Source organism: Streptomyces sp. NBC_01525 (assembly GCF_045040405.1).
GTDB lineage: Bacteria > Actinomycetota > Actinomycetes > Streptomycetales > Streptomycetaceae > Streptomyces > Streptomyces benahoarensis.
This window is the reverse complement of the sequence record NZ_CP109397.1, coordinates 7057782-7082577: the sequence shown is the minus strand read 5'-3', so window position 1 is coordinate 7082577 and position 24796 is coordinate 7057782. Positions and strand designations below refer to the sequence as shown.

Annotated in this window: 25 protein-coding genes and 4 pseudogenes; 19 read left to right on the top strand and 10 right to left on the bottom strand. The window is 68.7% G+C overall.

Annotated elements, in window-relative coordinates; translation table 11 throughout:
* Window positions 1–182 precede the first annotated feature (182 nt).
* Window positions 183–944, top strand: coding sequence for an IclR family transcriptional regulator (locus tag OG422_RS30795; protein ID WP_221938146.1), 762 nt, complete (start codon window positions 183–185; stop codon window positions 942–944).
* 241 nt (window positions 945–1185) lie between these two features.
* On the opposite strand, the pseudogene OG422_RS30790 reads toward OG422_RS30795, so the two are convergent.
* From OG422_RS30790 to OG422_RS30780, 3 genes and pseudogenes are all read right to left on the bottom strand, one after another.
* Window positions 1186–2829: pseudogene (locus OG422_RS30790) on the bottom strand (methylmalonyl-CoA mutase subunit beta); the annotation flags it as partial.
* 167 nt (window positions 2830–2996) lie between these two features.
* A complete protein-coding gene (locus tag OG422_RS30785; protein WP_405738163.1) occupies window positions 2997–4169 on the bottom strand; it encodes a CaiB/BaiF CoA transferase family protein in 1173 nt (390 codons plus the stop codon).
* Between the two features lie 3 nt (window positions 4170–4172).
* Window positions 4173–4415 (bottom strand): hypothetical protein, encoded by a 243-nt coding sequence (locus OG422_RS30780; protein WP_405738166.1) that lies wholly within the window; start codon window positions 4413–4415, stop codon window positions 4173–4175.
* Window positions 4416–5208: 793 nt separating this feature from the next.
* Between OG422_RS30780 and OG422_RS30775 the strand changes: the two genes are divergently transcribed.
* Entirely contained in the window at window positions 5209–6516 is a 1308-nt protein-coding gene (locus tag OG422_RS30775) for an MFS transporter (protein WP_405738169.1), read from the top strand.
* Between the two features lie 166 nt (window positions 6517–6682).
* Here OG422_RS30775 and OG422_RS30770 read toward each other — a convergent pair whose 3' ends face one another.
* Window positions 6683–7660 (bottom strand): IS630 family transposase, encoded by a 978-nt coding sequence (locus OG422_RS30770; RefSeq protein WP_405738172.1) that lies wholly within the window; start codon window positions 7658–7660, stop codon window positions 6683–6685.
* Between the two features lie 421 nt (window positions 7661–8081).
* Between OG422_RS30770 and OG422_RS30765 the strand changes: the two genes are divergently transcribed.
* On the top strand, window positions 8082–8402 hold the full coding sequence (locus tag OG422_RS30765; protein ID WP_405747567.1) for a hypothetical protein: 321 nt from the start codon (window positions 8082–8084) through the stop codon (window positions 8400–8402).
* A gap of 164 nt (window positions 8403–8566) precedes the next feature.
* On the opposite strand, the gene OG422_RS30760 is transcribed toward OG422_RS30765, so the two are convergent.
* Window positions 8567–9226, bottom strand: a complete 660-nt coding sequence (locus tag OG422_RS30760) for a hypothetical protein (RefSeq protein ID WP_405747565.1) — start codon at window positions 9224–9226, stop codon at window positions 8567–8569.
* Between OG422_RS30760 and OG422_RS30755 the strand changes: the two genes are divergently transcribed.
* The 3 genes and pseudogenes from OG422_RS30755 to OG422_RS30745 all read left to right on the top strand — a co-directional run.
* The gene (locus OG422_RS30755; RefSeq protein ID WP_405747563.1) at window positions 9221–9421 is read left to right on the top strand and encodes a hypothetical protein; all 201 of its coding nucleotides are present in this window, start codon (window positions 9221–9223) and stop codon (window positions 9419–9421) included. The two genes, OG422_RS30760 and OG422_RS30755, sit on opposite strands and share 6 nt — an antisense overlap.
* A gap of 91 nt (window positions 9422–9512) precedes the next feature.
* Window positions 9513–10091, top strand: a complete 579-nt coding sequence (locus tag OG422_RS30750; RefSeq protein ID WP_405747561.1) for a dienelactone hydrolase family protein — start codon at window positions 9513–9515, stop codon at window positions 10089–10091.
* A 159-nt stretch (window positions 10092–10250) separates the two neighbouring features.
* Window positions 10251–10457, top strand: a pseudogene (locus tag OG422_RS30745) (hypothetical protein); the annotation flags it as partial.
* Between the two features lie 167 nt (window positions 10458–10624).
* Here the strand turns inward: OG422_RS30745 and OG422_RS30740 are convergent.
* A complete protein-coding gene (locus tag OG422_RS30740) occupies window positions 10625–11623 on the bottom strand; it encodes a LacI family DNA-binding transcriptional regulator (protein WP_405748068.1) in 999 nt (332 codons plus the stop codon).
* A 245-nt stretch (window positions 11624–11868) separates the two neighbouring features.
* Here OG422_RS30740 and OG422_RS30735 point away from each other — a divergent pair, with 245 nt between their 5' ends.
* The 10 genes and pseudogenes from OG422_RS30735 (at window position 11869) to OG422_RS30690 (ending at window position 18618) form a co-directional block, all read left to right on the top strand.
* On the top strand, window positions 11869–12120 hold the full coding sequence (locus OG422_RS30735; protein WP_405747560.1) for a hypothetical protein: 252 nt from the start codon (window positions 11869–11871) through the stop codon (window positions 12118–12120).
* 2 nt (window positions 12121–12122) lie between these two features.
* Window positions 12123–13652 (top strand): sodium:solute symporter, encoded by a 1530-nt coding sequence (locus OG422_RS30730; protein ID WP_405748066.1) that lies wholly within the window; start codon window positions 12123–12125, stop codon window positions 13650–13652.
* Between the two features lie 211 nt (window positions 13653–13863).
* Window positions 13864–14562 carry an urease subunit gamma gene (gene ureA / locus OG422_RS30725; protein WP_405747558.1) on the top strand — a complete coding sequence of 233 codons (699 nt, stop codon included), beginning with the start codon at window positions 13864–13866 and terminating at the stop codon, window positions 14560–14562.
* Between the two features lie 5 nt (window positions 14563–14567).
* Window positions 14568–16265, top strand: a complete 1698-nt coding sequence (locus OG422_RS30720) for an urease subunit alpha (RefSeq protein ID WP_405748065.1) — start codon at window positions 14568–14570, stop codon at window positions 16263–16265.
* A 195-nt stretch (window positions 16266–16460) separates the two neighbouring features.
* The gene (locus OG422_RS30715) at window positions 16461–17339 is read left to right on the top strand and encodes a hypothetical protein (protein WP_405747556.1); all 879 of its coding nucleotides are present in this window, start codon (window positions 16461–16463) and stop codon (window positions 17337–17339) included.
* Window positions 17279–17407 (top strand): annotated as a pseudogene (locus tag OG422_RS30710) (site-specific integrase); the annotation flags it as partial. The gene OG422_RS30715 and the pseudogene OG422_RS30710, both read left to right, overlap by 61 nt.
* A gap of 9 nt (window positions 17408–17416) precedes the next feature.
* Window positions 17417–17539, top strand: a complete 123-nt coding sequence (locus OG422_RS30705; RefSeq protein WP_405748105.1) for a hypothetical protein — start codon at window positions 17417–17419, stop codon at window positions 17537–17539.
* Window positions 17536–17862, top strand: a complete 327-nt coding sequence (locus OG422_RS30700) for a helix-turn-helix domain-containing protein (RefSeq protein WP_405747555.1) — start codon at window positions 17536–17538, stop codon at window positions 17860–17862. The genes OG422_RS30705 and OG422_RS30700 overlap by 4 nt, the downstream gene beginning before the upstream one ends.
* Window positions 17863–17866: 4 nt before the next feature.
* On the top strand, window positions 17867–18331 hold the full coding sequence (locus tag OG422_RS30695; protein ID WP_405747553.1) for a hypothetical protein: 465 nt from the start codon (window positions 17867–17869) through the stop codon (window positions 18329–18331).
* Window positions 18328–18618 (top strand): hypothetical protein, encoded by a 291-nt coding sequence (locus OG422_RS30690; RefSeq protein WP_405747551.1) that lies wholly within the window; start codon window positions 18328–18330, stop codon window positions 18616–18618. Before OG422_RS30695 ends, OG422_RS30690 begins: the two co-directional genes overlap by 4 nt.
* Window positions 18619–18708: 90 nt before the next feature.
* Here OG422_RS30690 and OG422_RS30685 read toward each other — a convergent pair whose 3' ends face one another.
* A complete protein-coding gene (locus OG422_RS30685) occupies window positions 18709–19098 on the bottom strand; it encodes a VOC family protein (protein WP_405747549.1) in 390 nt (129 codons plus the stop codon).
* Window positions 19099–19185: 87 nt separating this feature from the next.
* Between OG422_RS30685 and OG422_RS30680 the strand changes: the two genes are divergently transcribed.
* Together OG422_RS30680 and OG422_RS30675 are read left to right on the top strand one after the other, a co-directional pair.
* Entirely contained in the window at window positions 19186–19998 is an 813-nt protein-coding gene (locus OG422_RS30680; protein WP_405747547.1) for a TetR/AcrR family transcriptional regulator, read from the top strand.
* 804 nt (window positions 19999–20802) lie between these two features.
* Window positions 20803–22044 carry an IPT/TIG domain-containing protein gene (locus OG422_RS30675; RefSeq protein WP_405747546.1) on the top strand — a complete coding sequence of 414 codons (1242 nt, stop codon included), beginning with the start codon at window positions 20803–20805 and terminating at the stop codon, window positions 22042–22044.
* Window positions 22045–22316: 272 nt separating this feature from the next.
* On the opposite strand, the pseudogene OG422_RS30670 reads toward OG422_RS30675, so the two are convergent.
* Window positions 22317–22504: pseudogene (locus OG422_RS30670) on the bottom strand (IS5/IS1182 family transposase); the annotation flags it as partial.
* 286 nt (window positions 22505–22790) lie between these two features.
* On the opposite strand from OG422_RS30670, the gene OG422_RS30665 reads away from it, so the two are divergent.
* Window positions 22791–23297 (top strand): hypothetical protein, encoded by a 507-nt coding sequence (locus OG422_RS30665; RefSeq protein ID WP_405747545.1) that lies wholly within the window; start codon window positions 22791–22793, stop codon window positions 23295–23297.
* A 296-nt stretch (window positions 23298–23593) separates the two neighbouring features.
* Here the strand turns inward: OG422_RS30665 and OG422_RS30660 are convergent, their stop codons facing one another.
* Window positions 23594–24385 carry a nuclear transport factor 2 family protein gene (locus OG422_RS30660; RefSeq protein ID WP_405747544.1) on the bottom strand — a complete coding sequence of 264 codons (792 nt, stop codon included), beginning with the start codon at window positions 24383–24385 and terminating at the stop codon, window positions 23594–23596.
* Window positions 24386–24398: 13 nt separating this feature from the next.
* Window positions 24399–24773 (bottom strand): cupin domain-containing protein, encoded by a 375-nt coding sequence (locus tag OG422_RS30655; protein ID WP_405747542.1) that lies wholly within the window; start codon window positions 24771–24773, stop codon window positions 24399–24401.
* Window positions 24774–24796: the final 23 nt, after the last annotated feature.

Genomic DNA, 24796 nt, shown 5'->3' with positions numbered 1-24796 from the left:
TCCGGGGAGGTCCGGCACGATCACCGGTGGTGCCCCATGGGTGGCCTCGGTGTCCTGGGGCGGGGCTTGCGGCGGCGGAAATTTTCCTCACTCGGACCGCATCATGGACCATTGGCCCTTATCATGGCCCACGGGCTTTCTGAGATTACAAGCCCGCAAATGCGATGGTCAAGGAGTGGGTCATGTCGATGCAGAGCGTGAAGAACGCCCTTAGGGTCCTCGAGGCGGTGGCCGAGCACCAGCCGGCTGGACTGAGTGACCTCACGCAGCGGCTGGGGCTGCCCAAGACCACCGTCCAGCGGTGTCTGACCACGTTGCACGAGGCAGAGTGGATCAAGCCTGCCGGTCAGGAGCAGAGGCGCTGGGCCATCACGGGCCGGGCGTTCTCCGTCGGCAGCCAGGCCGCCAACGACCAGGACCTGCGGTCGGTGGCGCTGCCTCTCCTCGGCGAACTGCAGGTGGCGACGAGCGAGACCGTTCACCTCATGGTGCCCGACGGCAACACGGTCGTGCTGGTCGAACGACTCGACAGCTCCCACCAGCTGCGTACGTTCTACTCACTCGGCACCCGCATGCCACTGCACACATGCTCCAACGGAAAGGCGGTACTTGCCGCGCTCCCGGCCGAGGACGTCGCAGAGTACCTCGCCTCGAATCTGGTCAAGGTCACCGATCAGACGGTCACCGACCCCGACCTCCTGTCCGCCCAGCTGGGGATGATCCGGAAGATCGGCTACGCGGTGAACGAGGAGGAGCAGCAAGAAGGCATCGTCTCGATCGGCGCTGCGATCTGCCCGCCCGGCTCGGGTCCGGTCGCTTCGCTCTCGGTCTCCGCACCCAACATCCGCATGCCCCGCAAGCGCTACGCCGAGGTCGGGAACCTGGTGTGCGAGACCGCCCGGCGCATAGCCCGCCAGCTCCCCTCCTCCAATGGCGTCCACTGACGCGGACCCAGTCGCGCGGCGACCGGCCCCGGAGACACGACGGCTGCCAATAGGGTCCGGTAGACATGGTCCAGAAGCCGCGCGCGAAGGGGTACCACCCAGCAATGGCCTGTCCCTTCCCCCTGGGAGGGACAGGCCATTGCTGCGCTCAGGGAGGGGACAGCATCACTTGGCTGACCCGATCTGCGGCGAGTGGAGCCGGTGATCGTCCAGCCGGTGTTGCGGTTGAGCGGATGGGAGTGGCCGCCCCACTGGATACGAACGCCTCGGCGGCCGTGGACGCGTCCACCGGCATCGGGGCGATGGGTTCGACGCCGCCGGCCTGGAAGAGGCTGGCGGCGAAGGCCGCCGGTGCAGTGTGCGCGGCAGCCGGACCGAGCGCGGCGAGGAAGACCCGGGGCCGGGCTCCGGTAGCCGCCAGATACCCGTCCGATCGCGCGCGCAATGCCTCGTACGCCTCATCGCGGCGGACCCGGGGCAGGCCCTGGCCGTTTTCCACGGGCGCCGGCTCCCGTTCCACGGGCTTCTCGGCCAGGTTCGGGAACTCGCTGACACCTGTGATGATTTCGTGCCGCCGGGCCAGGTTCTCACTCCGGATCTCCCAGGTGGCGGCGAGCCGGGCGCGGACCAGGCCCGAGCGCAATGCGGCCTGCTGACCGCCCGCCCGCTCCAGTTCCTGGAAGAACGCCCAAGCTGCATAGGCGAGGTCGTCCGTCAGTCGCTCCACATACCAGGAGCCGCCTGCCGGGTCGATCACCTTCGACAGATGCGACTCCTCCAGCAGCACCGACTGGGTATTACGCGCGATGCGGCGGGCGAAGGAGTCCGGCAGACCCAGCTGATGGTCGAAGGGCAACACCGTCACGGAATCGGCACCGCCGACGCCCGCGGCGAGACAGGCCACGGTCGAACGCAGCATGTTCGCCCAAGGGTCCCGCCGGGTCATCATCACCGGGGAGGTCACTGCGTGCTGGAGCTGTGCCCCGGCATCGCCGGCCGCCCCGCATGACTCGACGACTCGGGACCACAGGCGGCGTGCGGCGCGGAGTTTGGCGATGGTCAGGAACTTGTCGGCGGTGGCCGCGTAACGGAACTCCAGCTGAGTGCAGGCCGCCTCGACGCTCAGCCCGGCCTCCGTCAGGCGGCGCAGATACGCGACGCCGGTCGCCAGTGAACAGCCAAGCTCCCGGGCAGCCGAGGCCCCGGCCGAGTGGAACGCAAGCACGTCCACGGTCAGGGCCTGCAGAAATGGGTAGTCGTGGTAGCACAGCCGAGCCAGTTCGACGGCCTCCTCCATGCCGGATACCTCGTCGCCGGTGCAGGCAGACAGTCCCAGCGGGTCCGCTCCGAGATTGCCGCACGCTGCCTCTCGGGGCACCCCGCGCTCCTCGTACAACCGCAGCAATTCGCGTGCCGCCGCCTCGAATTCGTCGCCCGGGTCAAGGGCGACCGGCGCCAGTTCGAGGTGGACGCCGGTCAGGGCATCACCCAGGGCCGACACCGGCACACCGGCCGGGCCGCCAACAGCCAGCCAGCCAGCCAGCCACAGCGAAGTGACACCGTTCTCCAGATCTGCGAGCACGGCCTCGTTCGTGTGCTCCGGCTCCGGCCTGGCATGGCGCTGGCGCACGTCCCAGCCGTCGGCCCCGCTGCCCTCGGGCCTCCCGCCGCGGACATAGGGCGCGAAGCCCGGATATCCGGTGTCCAGGGCGGTGTCCCGCGGCGTGTACAGAGGGCGGACTATGAGCCCGTCCTCAAGCGTGATGGACAGCGCTTCCTCAGCCGCCGCACCCGAAACGTCCTTGCCCGACGTGCGCAGTACGCCTTCCACCATGCGCAGCCAATGCTCATGGCTCGCACCCGGGGCAGTCCGGACTCTCCCGATCGCAGGGACGGTGTCATGTCATGTGTCTTTCGTTCGTCCTGCCGGCAACCGCGGCTCGACAGGGATCGGCTGAGACTCCGCGTTCGCGGGTGGATCCGGGGTTTTGGATGACGCCTTGCGCGCGCCGGCGGAGCAGCGCTCCGTCCGCCTGCGCCGCAGTGCCGACGTCAGTCCTCTTGCTCCCGCAGCCATGCGCGAACGGTGCTGTTGTGCTCTCCCAGCCGTGGTGGTGGGGCGTGTCGGAGGCGGCCGCCGTCGTCGAAGCGGACGGCGGGCCCGGGGAGTTCGATGGTGCCGAGCGATGCGTGGTCCACCTCGATCACGAGTCCCTGCGACCGGGTCTGCGGGCAGTCGTAGACCTGGTCGAGGGTCCGGACCTCCCCGGCGGGGATCCCCGCGGAGTCCAGCCGGGCCAGCCAGTGCGCGGCCGGCCGCTGCAGCAACGTCTTCTCTATGTCCCCGACGAGGTCGTCGCGGTGGGCCACACGCTCGGCGTTGCTGGTATACCGAGGGTCTGCTGTGTCCAGCCCGACGATTTCGGCGAACGTGGCCCACTGAGCCTCGTTCGCGACTGCCACCTGGATCGCTCCGCCTTCGCAGCGGAACAGTCCGTAGGGGGCTATGGCCACGTGGTGGTTGCCGGTCGGCCGGCCCACCTCGCCGGCCACCGTGTACCGGGTTCCCTGGAAGGCGTGCACCCCCACGATCGAGGCGAGCAGGGAGGTGCGCACGACCTTGCCTCGCCCGGTGCGCTCACGCTCGTACAGGGCCGAGAGCACGCCGTACGCGCCGTTCATCCCGGCCAGTACGTCGGCGATCGGCACCCCGAGTCGGGTCGGGCTGTCCGCGTCGGGGCCGGTCAGGCTCATCAGCCCGGCCTCGCCCTGAGCGATCTGGTCGTAGCCGGGCCGTCCGCCCTGGGGGCCGTCGTGGCCGAAGCCGCTGATCGAGAGGATCACCAGTCGGGGGTTGATCTCATGGAGCCGTTCGACGGTGAAGCCGAGTCGCTCCATGACCCCGGGCCTGAAGTTCTCGACGAGGACGTCGCCGTGCCGTACCAGCTGGGTCAGCAGGTCCATGCCGTCCGGCGACTTCAGATTGACGGTGACAGATTCCTTATTGCGGTTGCAGGACAGGAAGTACGTCGACTCCGGCGAGACTTCCGGGCCCACGAACGGCGGGCCCCATCCCCGGGACTCGTCGCCCCGTCCCGGCGCCTCGACCTTGATGACCCGTGCGCCCATGTCGCCGAGCATCATCGTCGCCTGGGGCCCGGCCAGGGCGCGTGAGAGATCGACGACGACGATGTTCTCCAGCGGGCCTGCGGTGCTCTGTGCCATGCGTCAGCGCCCCAAGTCGACGGAGACGGGGGTGCGCTGCGGGTACCTGTCCGGCCTCCCCTGGAACGGGAAATCCTCGTCGATCACGATGCCCGGGAGGATTTGCGTGGCGGTGGGAGCAGCCGACGGAGCGGCAGGGGACGCGGCGGCCTGGCCGACCGCGAAGGTGCCGCGGGCCAGTCGCTCGCCCAGGGCGCTCGACACCGGTTCGGCGCCATCCGGAGGTGGGCAGGTGCGATCGGACATGCTGAATTCTCCTTGTGTCGTGCAGAGGTTGAGCCTCGGTGTGACGCGGTGAATGAGCGTGGGGAAGGTGATCAGCCCGGCCGGTGAATCAGCCCGGGTCCGGGGAGACAAGGCGAGCACTACGAGGAGCGGTACGACGGCCACGATCAAGCCGTCGTAGGCCTGCGGTCGGCGGGCGGAACACATCCCGGCCGACACCTGGTGATTCCGGTCAACGGTGCTTTCGTCATCGACACCCCGAAGTGGTCCACTCTACGGTCCACTGATCCGTAGAGTGGTCCGGAGGCTATAGGCGCGCAGCGCAGCAGGTCAAGGGGGTGCGTTGTGGCGCGACGGGAGAGCGCGAAGAACGCCTCTGCAGCCTTGGGGCCGCGGCAGAGCGCCACTCGGTCAAGGCGTCAAGCAGTCAAAGACGCGGACCCTCGAGCGGCAGCCCCCTCCCTGACCGGGCGAACCGCAGGTGGCGACAGGCGGGAACCGCGCACCCCATGACGCTCAACGACGACGCAGTGACGCCATCGAGGGCGGCGGCCTAGCACAATTCCGAGGCAACCGTTGACGCGAGCGGGGCCACCTCGCTAGGGTCCGCGGACCACAATGAAGTCAAGCGGTCCGCAATGCGGTCCAGGTTTATCGAGTGGCCCTTGTGGCGCCTCCCACCATCGCCCCACCGGCAGTCGCCCCGCATGCGGCAAGGGCTCACCAACTCTCTCCCCCCCCACTGCCTACCTGCGACGGAACGCAAGCACCGCCCCCTCCCCCGTCGCCACCTCCCGAGCCGAATCGAGGCCCCATGGCGATCAAAAAGCAAACGGCACCAGCGGCCAGACCTGCACGCATCCGCCTCACCGGCCCCCAGCGTCACGCCTTCTGGGGCTCCTTCGGCGGCTGGGCCATGGACGGCTTCAGCTGGACCATCCCCGGGCTTGTCCTGGCCCCCACGCTGACCGCCCTGCTCCCCGCCGCCGGCATCACCCCGACCCCGGAGAACATCGGCTGGTACGGGCAGATCAGCGCCGCGATCTTCCTTCTCGGCTGGGGCTGCGCTTTCATCTGGGGCCCCATCGCCGACCGGTTCGGCCGCAAGCCCGCCATGATGGCCTCCATCCTCATGTACGGCGTCTTCACCGCCCTGGCCGGCTTCGCCACCAACATGTGGGAATGGAACATATGCCGCTTCCTGGCTGCCATCGGCGTCGGCGGCGAATGGGCCATGGCCGGCACTCTGCTGGCCGAAGTCATGCCGGAGCGCGTCAGGGCACGGCTCGGCGGCGCGATGCACTCGGCCGGATACTTCGGCGTGCTCACGGTCTCGGCCGTGTACCTCCTCTTCGGTCCGGCGCTTGGCTGGCGGGGCATGTTCTTCATCGGCGGCATCCCCGCCCTGGCCATCTTCCTCATGCGCCGCACCACCCCCGAACCCGAGCGCTGGCAGGCAGACGCGTCGAGCCGGAAGGCCCGCTCCTTCTGGCAGCCCGTCGCCGAGGTGCTCTCACCGCCCTACCGCGCACGCACCATCGGCAATCTGCTGCTGCTCATGGTGTGCGTCATCGGTCTGTGGGCCGGCGCCACCTACGTGCCCACCGCCATGACCACGCTGGCGACCGAAGCCGGCTACAGCCACGACACCACGGTGCATCTGGCCAGCCTCTCGTCGATGACCGTCGCCGTGTGCACCATCGTGGGCTGCTTCGCCGTACCCCGGCTCGCCGACCGCATCGGACGGCGCGGCGCGCTCGCCTCCCTCTACGGCCTCATGATCGTCGGCACTGTTGGTGCTTACGGCATCGCCTACCCGATGCACTCCATCGGCCTGACCTTCACCTTCCTGCCGGTACTCGGTCTCGGCGGCGCCAGCTTCGCCGTCTTCACCATCTGGCTCCCCGAGCAGTACCCCACCCGGATGCGCGCCACCGCTTTCGCCCTCGCCACCACCCTCTCCCGCTGGTTCGCCGCCGCCGGCACCTTCCTCATCGGCTACGGCATCCACGCCACCGGTTCCCTCACCATCCCGCTCACCCTCACCGCCGTGGTCTTCGTCATCGGCATCGGCCTGGTACGCCTCGCCCCCGAAACCCGCGGCAATACGCTCCCCACCTGAGCCCAATGGCGTCGGGCGGCCTCGGGCGAGACCGCCCGGCTCACAGCGCTTGAGCGGCACAGGGGCAGCATGCGGGAAGTGCAGCAAGTGCCCTGTGGAGACGGGGCGACGACGTGCGCGGCCCATGCAACCCCAGACAGACATATTGATCAGAAACTCATTGGGTTCACTCGTCGAGGACGTATCGAACGTGCGGGGCTTTGAAGCAGCCGGTAACGATATGGGGCTGACGCTGCCGGCGGTGGAAGAACCTGCGAGTTTCAGTAGCAGGTTCGGCCCGATTCCTGGCCCGCTGAGCGTGGAGCAGGCTGCGTTTGAGGTCGGCGTTGACCAGCTCGTCCAGGTTCCGCTCGGGTGAGTACAAGGGCAGGAAATGCAGCTCGATCTCGTCCTGGCGATCGGCGAGCCAGGCCCGGACGGCTTTCGAGCGGTGGGCCGAGCGCCGGTCCACAATCACGTGGACCTTGTGGCCAAAATGCCCGACGAGCCGGGCAAGGAAATGGCACATGACCTTCGCGTCGAACGACTCGGTGAAGACCATGAAGCACATACGGCCGCAGATACTGATCGCAGACATCGCGTTTACGGAAAACCAGCTCCCGGTACGACGGACGACCGGCGCCCGCCCCTGCCCACCCCAGGCGCGGCCGCTGACCTGGCCCGAGCAGATGCCGACCAGGCCGGCGAAAAGGACTCCACCATTCCCTGCCTTCCCCCCGGCCCAGATAGCCGACCAGGTCTCCTCACGCCAGAGGCGGACCGCTTCCCGATCCCACTCGACGGCCCGTTTGTCTGGACGCTGGAAGGTCAGGCCCCAGCCTGTGAGGTACTCGCCCACGCCAAGCTCGGTGAAGCGGACTCGGCACAGCTTGAAAATCAGCTCGCCTATCTGCCCACGACCCCACAGCTGACCGGAAAGCCCCAGGCCGCAAGGGATGTAATCGAACACCGCCTGCCGGACAGCGACCTGCTCAACCTCAGACAGAACCTGATGTTCCCCCGCGCGACGACCTCGGGCGCCAGACAGCAACGCGCCCCCTCCACCGACCCGCCACTTGACCCACCAGTTGCCCACCACCCTGGCCGACACCTTGAACACAGCGGCGACCTCTACACGGCCCCGGCCCTCCACCAGCACAGACACCACAAGCAACCACACAGCCCCCTGCACATCCGGCGACCAGGTCCGTACATCCCCCACCAAACCACTCACACACCGTCAACAACCCCCAACCCAAAGCACTTCGGATCAATAGAGCCCCAGGTGTGAGCGGCACTCAACCTGAACACATCAACTTGACAGGGAAGCCCGACGCGACGTGCAGGTGCGCCATCACCACGACACCTCCCCACACCCAGACAACGGATTTAAGCCATGACGGCGTGATTCCACCGCACCCTTTATCCGGTAAAATGTTCGAATGAGAGAGTGTGCCCCTCGACGGCCCTCGCGCCCGTTCTCCCTCGTGACGATGCCGTCTGCGGCTCGGTCCAAGAGACCCTCCCGCATGCCGTTTCGCCCGTTTACCGCATAACGCCTCCGCCGTGGGGGTCGCTGTATCCGTGTGACCCCCCGTAGCCTCACCCAGCTCCGGCGCGCGACCCGGACGACCGCCACCAGGGCGAAGGCGCGCAGCGGCGCCGAGGCGGCAGACCGCCTGGCTGCCGCCCGGGCGACTCCTGCGAAGCGGCGCGCCGGTCGGCCACGCGGGCCCGAGCGCGTCCCGTTGTCTGTGCGCCTGCTGGTGGAGACCGACGTCCGGCTCACGCTCGCGTGCGCGCAGACCGGGCAGACGCCTCAGTACCTCGTCGAGGACGCCCTGCAGCTCCTCTTCAAGGAGCTCGGTGTGCCGCGGCCCTCCGCATCGGCGCCGGGAGTCGGGTGATGGCCCGCGGCAGCTTCGGGACCCCGATGACCGTGCACCGACTGCCCACGCGCCCGCCGGACCTCCGCCGCAAGGGCACCTGCCCGAGGTGCTTCGCCATGCAGGGCGAGCAGTGCCGCGACCGGCCCGGCACCCCACCGCCTAACGGCGTTCACGGTGAGCGGCTACGTGCGAACGATGTCGATCCCGCAAAGCTCCCGCCCTACCGGGGACGACGCGGTCGCGGGCGCCGTCGACGCCCCGGCGCTCGCTGAGAGGTCACCCGCTCGCCCCTCGGGAGGAGGCCACGGCTCAGCGGCGGGGTCTGCGGCGTCGACGTCGCCAAGGCTGAGGTGGGCTTCGGCGAGCCGGGACAGGTAGATGGCGTGGCCGCGGGGGAAGGCATCTGCGTTGTATGCCTCCTGGGCATCAGAGGCTTCCAGGAAGTGAGCGAGGGCCCGCTTGGGGTTGCCGAGGTTGAGGGCGGAGCTGCCGAGGAGTTGGTGCGCTTCGCCGAGGTTGTACCAGTAGACGCAGGGAAGATCGTCCTCGATGGGCCCGGCGTACTCGTAGGCGTCCAGGGCGGCGTTGGCGGACCGGTCGGCGGCACGGGTGTCGCCGGCGTGCGCGTGGGCGCGGCAGGCGCGGGCGTGGAGCATGGAGGTCATGCGGGCTGAGCCGGCCCTCGGGGCCTGGGAGAGGGCGGCCTCGGTGAGGTCGACGGCACCGCGGGGGTTGCCGGTCGAGTAGTGCTGGATGGCCCAGAACGAGAGGGTGTTCGCTGCGATCACGGGGTCGTCGGCGCTGGCGGCTGCGAACTCATCGGCCAGATAAGGGACTTGCAAGCCGAGTGGACCGAAGAGGCCATCCAGCGGATCACCACCGAGAACACCACCCTCAAACAAAGGGTCCGCCAGCTCACCACCGATAACCGCACCCTCGACGAGCGACTCAAGGCCGCCCGCTCCAACCTGCGCTTCCAGGACCGCCGCATGGCCGACCTCGAAGCACGGATCGCCGAACCTGGATCAACAACCTGACCCTGCCAGGCTGGGGACCCGCGGTTGTCAGTGCTGCGGGTCATACTCGTGCTGCGGTGCCGCCCAGGCACCGCAGCACGAGGGGAGCGACATGGCTGAGGTGTTGGTTTTCCACCACGGGCACGGACTGACCGCTGGCGTCCGCGAGTTCGCCGAGCAGCTGCGACGGGCCGGACACACCGTCCATGCCCCGGACCTGTTCGAGGGGCACGTATTCGACAGCCTCGAGGAGGGCATCGACTACGCCGAGAGGGTCGGGTTCGGCACGGTCATCGCGCGCGGAACCGCCGTCGCCGAGGGGCTGCCTGCGGAGCTCGTCTACCTCGGGTTCTCGCTTGGCGTCCTGCCGGCGCAGAAGCTGGCCCAGACCCGCCCGGGCACGAAGGGCGCGTTGTTGCTCGAGGCATGCGTCCCGGTCTCGGAGTTCGGCGGTGCCTGGCCCCAGGACGTCCCAGTCCAGGTCCACGGCATGGACGCAGACCCGCTCTTCTCCGGTGAGGGCGATGTGGACGCGGCCCGCGCGCTCGTCGAGACGGCGGCGGATGCTGAGCTGTTCCTCTACTCCGGCGACAGGCACCTGTTCACCGACAGCAGCCTGCCGTCGCACGACGAGCACGCTGCAACGCAGGCCACCCACCGGGTGCTCGGCTTCCTCGACCACATCAAATAGCCAACCGAAGCGGGATCAACAACCTGAGCCTGTCCCCCTGCCCGCCCCTCGAGACCACCAGGACGAGCGACAGCAACGGCCTCAACTCGCCGTCGCGGACGTGTAGTCTACGAATCGTCGCAGTTCAGAGCCGGTACGCGAGCTCCTGCGGTCGGTAAATGTGTGTACCACGTGCGGCCCCACGACGGGCTGGTCGATCCCCGGGTGCCGGGGCTGCGGTTGTCGCCGTCGATGATGTTCGAGCACGGTGTCGCCCGTGCCGGATACATCGAGGTCCCCCGCGACCCGGCGCTCGGATTCGAGTTCCTCAAGACGCAGTGGAGGCCGCTGCACCACTACGGTGTCGAGATCCGCAAGTGCCGCTACAGGACACAGAAGTGCTGCGCCAACCAGGGACACATGCCTACTCAGTTCCGGCCACCCGGACACCGTCCTTGTCATGGAGGCAACACAGGCACGGAAAGCTCTACCGCATCAACATGCGGCGGCGCCGCGCACGGTTACGAACGGCGGCGTATTGAGGATCTTCCTTTTCAGGTCGCGGGGGGTGGCGAGGTGGACGCCCGTACCAGGAGGTCGGCGTTGTGAAGCCACTCAGTGGGGGGTTCCACGGTGGCGGCGAGGATCTCGATCAGCAGCTCGACGGCGCCGCTGCCGTACTGCCGTGGTCGCAGGTCGATCGTGGTGATCGGCGGATCGCACAGCTCCAGGCTCGGGCTGCCTACGCAGGATGCGAGGAGGATGTCGTCGCCCACGTGGCGTCCTATGGAGCGCAGGGTGCCGAGGGCGCGGAGGGCGGTGCCGTCGGGTGCGCACACCACGGCGTCGATGGAGGGTTCCTGCTGGATAAGGTCGCGGACGGCGCGGTCCACCTCTTCCGGCGTGGCGTCGGTGGCGACCGTGCGCACCTGGGGAGCGACCCCTCGGTGCCAGCACCAGCGGTGGTACGCGTCGAGAACGAGTGCGGCCCAGTCGGCTTGGAAGTCCGCATTCTGGGCGATGAGACCGGGAAGTGAGGCTCCGGCCGAGGTCAGGTGATCGAGCAATCGGGCCACCATCGCGGCGTGGTCCGCATTGAGCACCCCTGCGGCGGCCGGGCCGGCGCCGCGGTTTTTACCGACGGTGACCACCGGGAGGTCTGCGGCGAGGAGCTTGGCGGTGATCGGGTCGTTGGTCAGAGGGTCGACGATGACGAGGCCATCGACACGCAGTTGTGGCAGCCGGTCGGCGAGGGGGCCGGGTGCGAGCAGGGTGAGGTCGAGGTGGGATTCGCGAGCCCGCTCGGCAGCGCCGAAGGCGAACTCCATGTAGAAGCTCATGCCCAGCACCCGGCGCGGCATGTACAGGCCGAGGGCGCCCACCTTGCTTCGGCGCAGGTGGCGGGCAGCGGTGTTCGGCGTGTAGCCGATCTCTGCCGCGACCGCCATGATGCGAGCTCTGGTGGCCTCCGACACCCGCCCCCCACCGGAGAGCGCATCCGACGCGGTCGTCTTGGAAACGCCAGCGCGCCGGGCAACATCGATGATGGTCACGGATCGGCTCGACACGGCCGTGAGTCTAGGCACGGCAGGAAACGCAGCCACACCTGGGGCATCCCTGTCCGACGCAGAGTTAAGCGATTTCCCCGTATTGCTCACATTTACCCTTCTTCTTAAGCAACCGAACCCCTTGCCGGAACCTTCCGGCAGCCCTAGATTACCGATGCCGGAACGTTCCGGCTCAGTCTGTCCCCATGCGCAGCGCCTAGCCAGCGCGCGTGGCACGAAGGGCTCCCCCAGTGAGTGAGAACCCCCAGCGCGGCAGTCGCACGCTGCCGCCTTCCCGAAAGCGGGCGCTGTTCGCCGTCCTGCTGGTCATCGATGCGGTGGTCACACTGTTCCCGCCGCTGTACTGGAGTGCAGGAGCCGACCGCAGTGCGGCCGACACGCTGCTGTACTTCATCGGCGGCAGCGGCTTCGTCCTCGCCAGCATCCTGGTCCTGTACGCCATCGACGCCCGCCATGGCACGCACGGGGAGGTCCGGTCGTGAACATGCTCATCGGCTACGGCTCCATCGCCCTCTTCTTCCTCGTCGTCATCGCGGTGCTGGAGAAAACCCGGCGCGCCGATGCGGGCTTCGCCGACTACGCGGTCGCCGGACGCTCCTTCGGCTCCTGGTTCCAGACCATGTCCTTTCTCAACACCTGGTTGCCGGGCGCCGTCTTCATCTCCTTCGCCGGCCTGACGGCCGAAGCGGGAGTCATCGGCTTCTACTGGCTGCCCTACTCCCTGCTCGCGGTCGTCCTGATGTTCTTCATGGCCCAGCGGGTGCACGACTGGGGACGGCAATGGGACCTGAGCACCCAGGCCGACCTGCTCGGCCTGCGCTACGGCTCCACCGCGGTCCGCGTGGTCGCCGCCGTGATCGGCGCGGTCTCGTCGTTCCCATGGGTCGTGCTGGGCATGCAGTCACTCGGACTGGTCTTCTCCTACCTTTCCTTCGGCCGGGTATCCCCCGACGTCGCCATCCTGATCAGCATCGGCGTGCTGGCGGTCCGCCAGATCTGGACCGTGCGCATGGGCATGCGCGGGGTCGTTATCAGCGACATGGTGCAGAGCATCGTGGCCTACGTCCTCGGCCTGTGCATCATCGTCGGCCTGCTCGTCTGGCTGGTCACCAACGGCCACGGGCTGAACCAGGTGCCGGACTCCCACTTCACCATCCCCGGACCGGACAGCGCGGTCGGCCCCCTGTATCTGATGTCGCTCGTACTCACCGGCACGATGGGCGGCTGGTGCTGGCCCGACATCTTCGTCCGGCTGTTCACCGCCCGCAGCACCGCCGTCATCAAGAAATCCGCGGTCCAGGCAGCGCCCATCCTGTTCGTCTTCGCCACCGCGCTGACACTGATGGCGATCCTCGCCGCCTCGCTCCCCTCCATAGCCGACGCGCCCGGCAGCGTCTGGTTCATCACCGCCGGCATCGGCGGCACTGTGCTGGTCGCCCTGGCCGGCCTCGTCGTCCTCGCCGCCACCATGGGCAACGTCGACGCCAACCTCCAGGCCACCGGAATCCAGCTGACCCACGACGTACTGCCACGTCGCACACGCACCGCGGACGGCCGCGAAACCCACGCCGCCAAGCTCACCGTGCTCGCTCTCACCGCCGTGGCCGCGATCACGGCCACGGCCACGATCAAGACCAGTAGCGGCCTGGCCAGCCTGGCGATCCTGTCCTACCAGGGCATCTGCCAGCTCGCCCCCACCCTGCTGCTCGGCATCTTCTGGCGCCGGGGCAACGCGGTCGGCGCGGTAGGCGGCATGGTGAGCGGAATCGTGACCTCCGCCGTCCTGCAGCTCGCGTACCCGACGTCCGTGCCCTGGCTGGGCGGGCTGACCTCGGGTGTCGCCGGACTGATCGTCAACACCGCCGTCTACGTGGCTGCCGCGGTGTTCATCCGGAGTACCGCAGAGGAGGACGCACGCGTCGCCTCGCTCTTCACCGGGCTGCACGGCGCGAGCGCCGAACCGCCGACTGCGGCCTCATTCGCCGGGCGCCCAGCGGACGGACTACCCCACTGATCCCCGGTTGTCGGCTAGGTGATCCCGTCGCCTTCATACGGGACGCCCGCGGCAGACGGCACGAATGATTCCCCTCTGGGGTGGCGGGCGACGTCGGTCGCCCGCCACCCGCACGCCCGTCGGGCCTCCCGCCCGGCAGAAAGCTGATCGACACCATGCACCACTACGGTTCGAACACCCCTCTCAGCGCTCGCTCGGTCCGGGAGGAGTCATGCGGCTGACCCCGACAGAGCGCGACCGACTTCTGCTGTTCGGCGCCGCGGAGCTGGCGCGGGCACGGCGGGCGCGCGGACTGCGGCTGAACGTGCCGGAGGCGACCGCGCTGATCGCGGACACCGTCTGCGAGGCGGCCCGGGACGGGAAGCGGCTGACGGAGGCGATCGAGGCAGCGCGCGGCGTGCTCGGCCCCGACGACGTGCTGCCCGGTGCGGCGGACGTGGTCACCGAGGTGCACGTGGAGGCGGTCTTCGACGACGGTTCCCGGCTCGCAGTGGTCTCCGACCCCATCCGCGGCGGCTCACTAGGCGATGGCGCCCCCGGCGCGGTCATCCCCGGACCGGCCGACGCCGAGCCCGAGCCGACGGTGCGCCTGACCGTGACGAACACCGCAGCGGTGCCCGTCAGCGTCACCTCCCACTTCCACTTCTTCGAGGCGAACCCGCGGCTGGAGTTCGACCGGGCCGCCGCGTACGGCATGCGCCTGTGCGCCCCCGCCGGGTCGTCGACGCGCTTCGACAGCGGCGTCGAGGTCGAGGTCGGACTCGTACCGATCGGCGGTGAGCGGATCGCGATCGGATTCGCCGGACTCGTGGACGGGCCGCTGGACGCGCCCGGCGCCCGCGAGGAGGCGCTGCGCCGCGCCGCCGCCTGCGGCTACCTGGGGGCGAACGTCAAGGAGGAGAACCAGTGACCGGCATCGACCCCCGCGACTACGCGGCCGTGCACGGGCCCCGGGCCGGGGACCGCGTGGTCCTGGGCGACTCCGGGCTCGTCATCCACGTCGAGTCCGACGCGCAGAAGCCGGGCGATGAGTTCCTCGCCGGCTTCGGCAAGACCGCCCGCGACGGTCTGCACCTGAAGGCCGCGGCCGTCTGCGAGACCTGTGACGTCGTGATCAGCAACGTCCTGGTCATCGACGCCATCCAGGGCATCCGCAAGGTGTCCATCGGCATCCGTGAAGGCCGCATCGCCGGCATCGGCCGGGCCGGCAACCCCGACACCATGGACGGCGTCGACGTCGTCGTCGGCACCGGCACATCCATCGTCTCCGGCGAAGGCATGATCGCGACCGCGGGCGCCGTGGACACCCACGTGCACCTGCTCTCGCCCCGAATCATGGAGGCCTCGCTCGCCTCCGGTGTGACGACGGTCGTCGGCCAGGAGTTCGGCCCGGTGTGGGGCGTCGGCGTGAACTCGCCGTGGGCGCTGCGCCACGCCTTCAACTCCTTCGACGCCTGGCCGGTCAACATCGCCTTCCTGGCCCGTGGCTCCTCCTCCGACGCCGCGCCCCTGGTCGAGGCGCTCGCCGAGGGCGGCGCGTCCGGCTTCAAGGTCCACGAGGACATGGGCGCCCACACCCGGGCGCTGGACACCGCCCTGCGCGTCGCCGAGGAGCACGACGTCCAAGTGGCGCTGCACAGCGACGGCCTGAACGAGTGCCTGTCCGTCGAGGACACCCTCAAGGTCCTCGAAGGCCGCACCATCCACGCCTTCCACATCGAGGGCTGCGGCGGCGGACACGTGCCGAACGTGCTCAAGATGGCGGGCGTGCCGAACGTCATCGGCTCCTCCACCAACCCGACCCTGCCCTTCGGCCGGGACGCCGTCGCCGAGCACTACGGCATGATCGTCTCCGTCCACGACCTCAAGACCGACCTGCCCGGCGACGCCGCCATGGCCCGCGACCGCATCCGCGCCGGGACGATGGGCGCCGAGGACGTGCTGCACGACCTGGGCGCGATCGGCATCACCTCCTCCGACGCCCAGGGCATGGGCCGCGCGGGCGAGACCGTGCGCCGCACCTTTGCGATGGCCGGCAAGATGAAGGCCGAGCTCGGCCCCATGGAGGGCGACGGGCCGAACGACGACAACGCGCGCGTGCTGCGCTACATGGCGAAGCTCACCATCAACCCGGCGATCGCCCACGGCCTCGCGCACGAGATCGGCTCGATCGAGGTCGGCAAGATGGCCGACATCGTCCTGTGGCGCCCGGCATACTTCGGAGCCAAGCCGCAGATGGTGCTCAAGTCCGGCTTCCCCGCGTACGGCGTCACCGGCGACCCGAACGCCGCAACCGACACCTGTGAACCTCTCGTCATGGGCCCGCTGTTCGGCGCGCACGGCGCGACCGCCGCCGACCTCTCGGTCGCCTTTGTCAGCGGCGCCGCCGCCGAGGCAGGCTCCCCCGGCAAGGCCTTCGACTCCATGCCGACCCGGCGCCGCCGCGTCGCCGTGCGCGGCACCCGCGGCATCGGCCCGGCCGACCTGGTGCTCAACTCCCGCACCGGCCAGGTGGACGTGGACAGGCGCAGCGGCCTGGTCACGCTCGACGGTTCACCGATGCGCTCCGAACCGGCCGACCAGGTCTCCCTCAGCCGCCTGTACTTCCTCTGAGGTTCACCTTCCCGGTCCCCGACTGTGCGACATCCCGCGAGTTCCCCTGAGCCCAGCTGGGTCCCCGCCCCCGTGGCCAGGGGGTTCTTCCTCTTTCGTGTGCTCTGCGGTTCCGTGACGTAACTTCGGGATTCTTGAAGCGTTCTCGCTTCGTCCGACCGATCCGCAGTCGGGCCGAAGGTGAGGAGGCTCGGGTTGGCGGCGCTGGCAGTCGTACGGGACCTGCGTGAGCACTGGGCGCCCGCGTCGGCGGAGGAACTGGAGCGGTTCGAGACCGACGTGCTCTCCGGGTTCGTCCTCGCGCGGGCCTCGGCGGGCCTGACGGACGGCACCATCCGCGGCGACGTCGGGCACCTGGAGCAGATCAGGACCTGGTTCGGCCGGCCACTGTGGGACATGGAGCCCGCCGACGCCGACGCGTACTTCGGGAAGGTGCTGCGGAACTCGCCCAGCGGTACCCGGCTGGCCCGGTCGCAGGCGCTACCCACGTGCTTCATGTTCCTGGAGCTGCGGCACAAGGTCGAACTCCACCGGATGACCGGCCGGGTGGTCGAGTGCCCGATCGACGAGATGAACCGGCCGCGCGGTGCCAAGGACGCCCAGCTGCGGATCCCGCCGACCGAGCCGGAGATCGGGACGCTGTTCACCGGCTGGGGCGGCGAGCTGGCCACCTGCCGCAAGTTCGCCCCGACCGCCCGGAACTACACCGCGGCGAAGCTGATGTCCCAGGTCGGCCTGCGGGTCAGCGAGGCATGCAAGCTCGACCTGGACGACATCAAGTGGAACCTGGGCCGCTTCGGGAAACTCCACGTCCGCCACGGCAAGGGCGCCCGCGGCTCCGGGCCGCGCGAGCGGATGGCGCCCCTGATCAACGGCGCCGCCGCACGCTGCGGTGGTTCATCCAGGACGTCTGAGGGCAGTTCGACGACGACCACACCCGCCCCGGCGCCCCGCTGTTCCCCTCCGAACGCAAGAACGCCAACGGCTCCTCTCGTCGGGTGGGCGGTGACGCCCTGCGCGGCGGACTCAAGGACGCGGCCAAGGCACACCTGCCAGGCTGGGGCGAGAAGCTGACGCCGCATGTCCTGCGGCATTTCTGCGCGTCCCAACTCTATGAGAACGGCCTGGACTTGCTCGCAATCCAGGAGGTTTTGGGACATTCCTGGATCGCCACGACGATGCGATACGTCCACGTCCAGCAGACCCGGGTCGAGGACGCCTGGGCCGCCGGGACCGAGCGGGCCGCGAAGCGGCTGGAAGGGCTGATCCGATGAGGTGGAACCTGCGGCTGACGGCCGCGAACAAGGGTATCTGGAAGGCGTCCGAGCTCCAACGAAGCCTGGCCGAGCACGGGTTGGTGATCTCGGCGGGGAAGATGTCCGGGCTGTGGTCCGGCCAGCCGGTCTCCCTCAAGCTGGAGGACCTGGACGTCATCTGCGTGGTCCTTGGCTGCGAGATCGGTGACCTGTTGATCCCCGAGCCGGAGAAGGTCCGCCGTCCCGGCGAGAAGACCGGCCAACTGGCCGCAGCAGCGTCCGGTCCCGCCCCGGCGGTGGTCCCGCGTCGGCGGGACGGCCGGTCCCTGCCACCGATGTGACGCGGTGAGTCCGCGCAAGGGCTACCGCAAACCCGCGACCAGCTGTGACGGCTGCCTGGCCTGGGGCGTGTTCACCGGCATGCTCTGCCCGGCGTGCTGGCAGTTCGCTCGTCAGCACGCCGGCGGGGAGTGCGGCGCCTGCCTCCGACGGCAGCCGCTGAAGTCCGGCTACTGCCGGCTGTGCTGGTGCCAGGCCCGCCGGAACATCCGCCTGGCGACCGGCAAGCCGACCTCGGCCGGGCGTGTGATGGCACCCTGGCTGCGGCAGGTCGGTGCCCTTCAGCTGTTCTTCGTCGGCATGCACCACCACCGCGGCGCCTCCACCACACCGCGGCCCCGCGGCGTGGGCCGACGGGGGCGCCCGCGCAAACCGCCACCTCCTGCTGCCTTCCGGCCGGTCAGCCGCTGGTGCCAGCCGGTGCTGTTCGACGGCGTCCCCCGCGACTACACCTGCTCATCAACCAGATGACCGCGTTGAAGACCGGTCCGGTCAGCGGCTGGTGGATTAAGTACGAACTCCATGGTCAGGACGCCACCCTGGAACGGCTCCGCATCGACCGCCAGCTCGAAGAAGCCCTCGTCCACGGTCCCGACCCGCTCCACCTCGCCGAGGTCTTCGACCTGGACGAAAAGACCGCGATCCGCTACGCGGATTCCGCACGGGCCCTGCTGGAGCAGGCCGCCGAGGTCGGCCCTGTCGGGGCTCCCCGAAAATTCGAAAATCTCCAGGCCCGCTCGCGTTCTCTACTTGATTGAGGGGCTCAACAACAGGTCGGGGCCTCTCCTCGCGGCGCCCCTGTGACCCTGACTGGGCGTCATCGCTTTGGGGCGGCGCCGCAGGTCGCCTCAGCGACTGGTGGGTGCGTTCCAGTCGACCAGTTGGACGATGACGCCATTGGGGTCGCGGACCTGAAAGGCACGCTCGCCCCACTCCTCGTCAGTCAGCGGCATGGTGATCGCGACACCTTCGGAGCGCAGGCGCGCCAGCTCGCCTTCGAGGTCCTCGACGATGAAGGCGAGGATCAGACCTGCGGTGTGCTCGTCGCGCTGGTCTGCCGGGAGGGTCTCCAGCCCCCGCCGCAAGAAGATGACGTTCATGCCGACGTCGTCGCGCGTCAGGGACGCGAAACCGTCGGCAGTCATCTCCTCGCGGAACCCGAAGTGCTCGACGAGGAAGGCGCTGGATGCGGGGACATCGTCGACGTTGAGCGACACGGCGCTAGAAGTGATCTTCATGAAAGCCCCTCCGAGATCGCACTGAAGCATATTCTATACGCAGTATAATGTACATAGTACAGAGTTCGACTGCGAGAGGATGACCCCGTGCCAACGGAACGAACCGGCTCGGGCGACCCGGCCCGCACCCTGCAACTGCTGTGGCGCGGATCCTCCTCTGGCCGTCGCCGAGGACCGCGACGGGGGCTGAGTATCGACGCGGTTGTCGAGGCCGCCACCGCCATCGCCGACGCTGAAGGCCTGGACACGGTGACCATGCGCCGGGTGGCCAAGGAACTCGGCGTGGTGCCGATGACGCTGTACACCTACGTCCCCGGCAAGGCCGAACTCCTCGACCTCATGCTCGACGCCGCCTACGCCCGCATGCCCCGCACCGACACCACCGGACAGCCCTGGCGCCAACGCGTCACCGCCATCGCCGAAGAGAACAAAGCCCTCTTCGAACGCCACCCATGGGCTGCGGCCGTCACCACCGTCAGGCCTCCGCTGGGGCCGGGGCAGATGGCAAAGTACGAGCACGAACTGTCCGGGCTCGACGGCCTCGGCCTCAGCGACGTCGAGATGGATGACTGCCTGACCCACCTACTCACCTTCGTGCAGGCATGCGCCCGTGCCGTCGCCGACGCCCGCGCCGCACAGCACGCCAGCGCCCTGAACGACCAACAATGGTGGGAGCTGAACGCCCCGCTCCTCGCCCGGGTCCTCGACGAGAACGCCTACCCCACTGCCGTCCGCGTCGGCGCAGCCGCAGGCGCCGCACACAGCAGTGCCTACGACCCCGCCCACGCCTACTCCTTCGGCCTGCAACGCATCCTCGACGCCTTCGCCGTCCTGATCGGCCGAAGCGGAGACGCGAAGACACCGACTTCACCGCACCGGCACGACGCCATTGCCCCGTGAGCCGGAGCACCTGTCGCCGATGCTCCGGCTGGGAACTCGGTGAGGAGGTCTGGCTCTTCTCCGAGCACAGGGCGGTACAAACAGCTCCATCAGTCCAGCGATTTGAGTACGAGCCCGCGGGCTCATCGCCCAGAATCAGGGGGTCGCACCCACGGGTTCACGTTGAAGTACCTTCAGTTTCCATGAACCCGCGGGCCTCAAGGGGTCCCCGTAGCAATCGCCGCGAAATCAACGGATATCGCTGACCGGTACTGACACGCCTCAGCGATGTTCGGTTACGCGGGCTCTTGGGGCTGACTGGGGACTTTACTGAGATGGCGGTAGACGCCGAACTCGTGCCGCCTCCTGGTGCGCGGCGAGCGCGCGGCGGTGGCCGTCGGAGGCGGTCTCCCGGGCGCGCGGCGGTCCGGCGGGCCCCGGGTCGGGATCGGCCAGCTCGGGCACCAGCACCGTGCCTGGCGCCAGGACGCGCAGGGCGCTGACAACCCGTGCTGCCCGCCGACTTGGGGCCATCCTCGCGGGCGCGGGGAGCAGTAAGACCGTGTCCTATTGATCCGAAATGCTTTGGGTTCAGGCTCAATAAGGTAATCATATTCACCACGTATGCTTCATCGAGTGTGAACTCACTCCTTCCCCTCGTATGGACAGGTCCAGTTCAATCGGTTGAGGCCGCTTCGCAATCGATCGCATTCCGCCTCCATCTGACGGGCTGTTGCCTTGCGGTACGGATGCGGCTGGCTTCTTTGCACAGGTCAGCTGACCTGCGCGCGAACTGATCGCCTACGAGGGAAAGAAGGCTGTGGCATGTCTGCCCACATCACCGCTCTCCACCCGAGCACGGGCCCAGCCGAGGGCGGCAATACCGTCGCCATCAGCGGCTGCGGGCTCGCCGATACCAGCGATGTCACCTTCGGCACCGCTTCGGCCCCAAGCTTCACCGTCACCTCCGACACCACGATCACGGCGGTTGCGCCGCCTGGAAGCGGAAGCGTTCCGGTGACCGTTTTCACCGCCGCCGGCGCCAGCAACAGCCTCACGTACTCCTACGCCGGATCAGCGGAATCACCGGTCCTCAAGGCGATTGCGCCGCAGGCGGGCGATCCGGCCGGTGGCAGCGACATCATCGCTGTGGGCTCCGGTTTCACCGGCGCGACGGCGGTTGACTTCGGTGGTACCGCGGCGGCCGACTTCACGGTGGCCTCCGACACCATCATCGGGATCACCACTCCGCCCGGGACCGGGACGGTGCCGGTGAGGGTCACCACGCCCGGTGGTACCAGCAATGGTGAGGCGTTCACCTACAGCGCCTCACTGCCACCCAAGCTCGTGGCAGTGACTCCGAGGAGTGGCCGTCCCGGCCGCACCGTCGTCATCTTCGGCTGCAAGGTCAACCGCGCTAAGAGCGTCGCCTTCGGTGGGCACCCGGCGGAAAACTTCACCGTCCTGTCCGACAACGTCATCCTCGCTGTCGTCCCCTCCGGAACCGGAACGGTGCCCGTCACCGTCACCACCCCCGCCGGCACCAGCAACCCCGTGCGCTTCACCTACGTCTCGGCACCGGTCCTCAAGGCGATTGCGCCGCAGGCGGGCGATCCGGCCGGTGGCAGCGACATCATCGCTGTGGGCTCCGGTTTCACCGGCGCGACGGCGGTTGACTTCGGTGGTACCGCGGCGGCCGACTTCACGGTGGCCTCCGACACCATCATCGGGATCACCACTCCGCCCGGGACCGGGACGGTGCCGGTGAGGGTCACCACGCCCGGTGGTACCAGCAATGGTGAGGCGTTCACCTACAGCGCCTCACTGCCACCCAAGCTCGTGGCAGTGACTCCGCAGAGCGCCCGCACCGGCGACACCGTCGTCATCTTCGGCTGCAAGGTCAACCGCGCTAAGAGCGTCGCCTTCGGTGGGCACCCGGCGGAAAACTTCACCGTCCTGTCCGACAACGTCATCCTCGCTGTCGTCCCCTCCGGAACCGGAACGGTGCCCGTCACCGTCACCACCCCCGCCGGCACCAGCAACCCCGTGCGCTTCACCTACACCTGATGGTGAATCCCAATGAGCCGTTTCCAACCTGGAGTTGCCACTTCGTTGGCGTGGGCCGGGGGCGGGGTGCTCGGGCCGGTCGACGGCGTGATCCTTAAGGGGCGACCGTCTGCCGTGTGGCCGGTTCCGGGTGCCACGCGGCGGTGGCCTCCTACTCTCCGGAGGAGGGTCCGCCGCAGGTGGGAGCTACTCGCGGCGGATGTGCTGGTGTGGGTGATGGCGTGGCGGGGTGGTGCTGGCCGACCGCGCCGAGCGGCTGCGGAGCACTCGTGTCCGAAGCCCAACTCTTGCGGCAGGAGAACGCACTGGGCCCCGCGGAGCACGAACAACACGCCTTGCAGTGTCTTGCAGCCGTCGATCCGGCGGACCGGTGCCGGCAGCGACGCTCATCCCGAGGCAGCAACGGCCCGGACTCCGCCCACAGTTCGTCACTGACTTCCCACGGCTGCCGCCGAGCCATCCTCACCCCGAGGCGCGATATCACCGACCCCTCCACCGTGCCGCACGAAGATCACACTCGGCCCCGGCACTACTACGGACCTCGATGGATATCGCCTCGTCGTTCACGTCCACCGACTGCACGGCCACGTCCGCGATCGATGCGAATAGCAACTCCCCCAGCCGGAGGACCGTCTCTTCCACGGCGCTGACTGTCGGCTACACCGGGAACCTCACTGGTCATTTTGGGCAACTACCCAATGGCTCGCCGGAGCATCAGCCGTCACTCAGCGTGCGTCAACTTCGCCATGGCCGGAGAAGACGATCCCATGCGGTTCGGCAAAGGCACCCTGCCGCAGCTGAACCGGCACGTGCAATGCCTACACCCGGGTCACGGCCTCTCCGAAGCCCAACGCGAAGAACGCAGGGTTGAAGCCCTTCGAGGACAGCGGCATCCGCTGCGACGACCCGCTCGGACGCCTACCTCGCCTGCCGCACCCCACGGTGTCACCGGGAGTTTCGAGCTGACCACCGTGCATATCGCCTACTCGGACCCGTGGATCATCCCCTTCGTGCTGCGCACGGAAACCGACGGCAACACGACCACCCAACTCGTCGCGTCAGCAAGCCATCCACACGAAGTGCCTATCCCCTTCGAGGAGCTTCCCCGACCACTTACGTCCGAACGAGGACGGATGCGGCGACGGGACCGGGCCCGACTCACTGACTTCAGCACCCAGGCGCTCACGCTCGATTGCCATACGGAGCGGCCTTTCCTCGCCCGCGCCCAGACTCTCCGCAACAAGGAGGTGTGACCCTGGCTGCAGAACCCCCTCATCACACTGGCCGCTCCGCGCGCTCCCCAACGGCCACCATGGCCGTGCCTCGATCGCAAGCCCGGCAGCACCCCGCCGTGCTGGACGGCCAAGGGATCCTCCCGTAAGTGATCGCGCTGGTAGGAGCGTTGGTGAGGATGATGCCGACGGCGGCAAGCGGACCTGATCGGGATCTGGCCGGTCAGGACAGTCGCTTCGCCGCTGCGCCTTCCCCCGGTCATCTGCCGGGGTGTGTCCGCCGCGGCCCGGACGGGATCGAGGCGCACGCCCCCGCGTCACCGGCCCCAACCCCGCATACGGCCTGCCCGTGTAGGCAGTCGCCTACCAGCTGCTGCAGGCGTCTGCACCAGGGCCTGGCCCGGGTCGGCAGCGCCGAGCAGCTGATGTGCTCGCGGATCAGGAGAAGTTGCGATGGCTTTGACTGCGAAAGGCGGCAGGGGCCCTGACATGCGCCAAGGCTTCCGGGATGATTTTTGTTTCTCGTTGTCGGCACGGAGCCAGTCGAACAGCGTCCCGTACAGCTGCCGGACCGGTTCAGGTCGATCGTCGCCGTAAAGGTCGTGGCCAATGGCGTAGTCCTTAGCGCCGAGCAGGCATGTCAACATGCGGTACGAGGGTCGGGCTCGTGCCAGAACATCGGCTTCCAATCGCACGGGCGTGCCGGGGATGCTGGGCGCCAGGCTGTCGTACTCGTACACGGGATCGAGCGAGGTGATCTGCCAGCGCCCGGCGCGGCGTTCGGCGCGGTACAGCAGGCGCGCGTGGGAGGTGAGGTCCACTTCGACGCCGTGCAGATCGCCGCGTAGGTGGATGGCCGCGCCGATCTCGACGGCTGCGCGGTCGCCGACGACGTCGACCGTCGGCGGGGAGAGGATGTGGGTGGCGGCGTCGCCGCGTGCGGCCATCTCCTGGGACGCGGCGACGAACGCCGCTCCCTGTCCGCGGAACCAGCTGAGGCGTATTGCGGCGTCCGGGGCCAGGCACCCTTGCATGAGGTCCCACCAGCCGCGGTCGCGGGCCCGGCGTTCGTGGAGGACCAGCTGGGCCACGGCCGTGATGTCGTTCATGGTCGCTGCCGGTTCACTGGGTCCACGGCGGCGCGAAGGTGGCCCCGTCGGTGGTCGCCTTCATACCGGCGCTGGTTACGGCCGTGAGCTGGGCGGGGTTGTGCGGGCAGCCGTTGCGGAGTTGCAGGGTCGCGTGGGCGGGCACGGTGATCGCGTCGCCCGCCTCGGCGAGTACGTCCTCGCCCGCGACGGTCGCCGAGACCTTGCCTTCGATGACCACGAAGACTTCTTCGCGGTCCATGCTGTGGGTCTCGCTGTGGGCGCCGGGCGCCAGCTCCAGCGCCCAGACGGCCAGCTCGACACTGCCTCGGGAGGGGACGGCGAGCGGGCGGAAGGTGAAACCGTCGCGCTCGAATGTGGGCGCGTCGGCGAGGGGGATCAGGGTCACGGTCACTCCCAGAGAGATATAGT

Coding starts and splice junctions, on each gene's coding strand:
- OG422_RS30795 (WP_221938146.1), top strand. CDS start 183: ATGTCGATGCAGAGCGTGAAGAACGCCCTTAGGGTCCTCGAGGCGGTG.
- OG422_RS30785 (WP_405738163.1), bottom strand. CDS start 4,169: ATGGCACAGAGCACCGCAGGCCCGCTGGAGAACATCGTCGTCGTCGAT.
- OG422_RS30780 (WP_405738166.1), bottom strand. CDS start 4,415: ATGTCCGATCGCACCTGCCCACCTCCGGATGGCGCCGAACCGGTGTCG.
- OG422_RS30775 (WP_405738169.1), top strand. CDS start 5,209: ATGGCGATCAAAAAGCAAACGGCACCAGCGGCCAGACCTGCACGCATC.
- OG422_RS30750 (WP_405747561.1), top strand. CDS start 9,513: ATGGCTGAGGTGTTGGTTTTCCACCACGGGCACGGACTGACCGCTGGC.
- OG422_RS30730 (WP_405748066.1), top strand. CDS start 12,123: ATGCTCATCGGCTACGGCTCCATCGCCCTCTTCTTCCTCGTCGTCATC.
- ureA (WP_405747558.1), top strand. CDS start 13,864: ATGCGGCTGACCCCGACAGAGCGCGACCGACTTCTGCTGTTCGGCGCC.
- OG422_RS30700 (WP_405747555.1), top strand. CDS start 17,536: ATGAGGTGGAACCTGCGGCTGACGGCCGCGAACAAGGGTATCTGGAAG.
- OG422_RS30690 (WP_405747551.1), top strand. CDS start 18,328: ATGACCGCGTTGAAGACCGGTCCGGTCAGCGGCTGGTGGATTAAGTAC.
- OG422_RS30685 (WP_405747549.1), bottom strand. CDS start 19,098: ATGAAGATCACTTCTAGCGCCGTGTCGCTCAACGTCGACGATGTCCCC.
- OG422_RS30675 (WP_405747546.1), top strand. CDS start 20,803: ATGTCTGCCCACATCACCGCTCTCCACCCGAGCACGGGCCCAGCCGAG.
- OG422_RS30665 (WP_405747545.1), top strand. CDS start 22,791: ATGGCCGGAGAAGACGATCCCATGCGGTTCGGCAAAGGCACCCTGCCG.
- OG422_RS30660 (WP_405747544.1), bottom strand. CDS start 24,385: ATGAACGACATCACGGCCGTGGCCCAGCTGGTCCTCCACGAACGCCGG.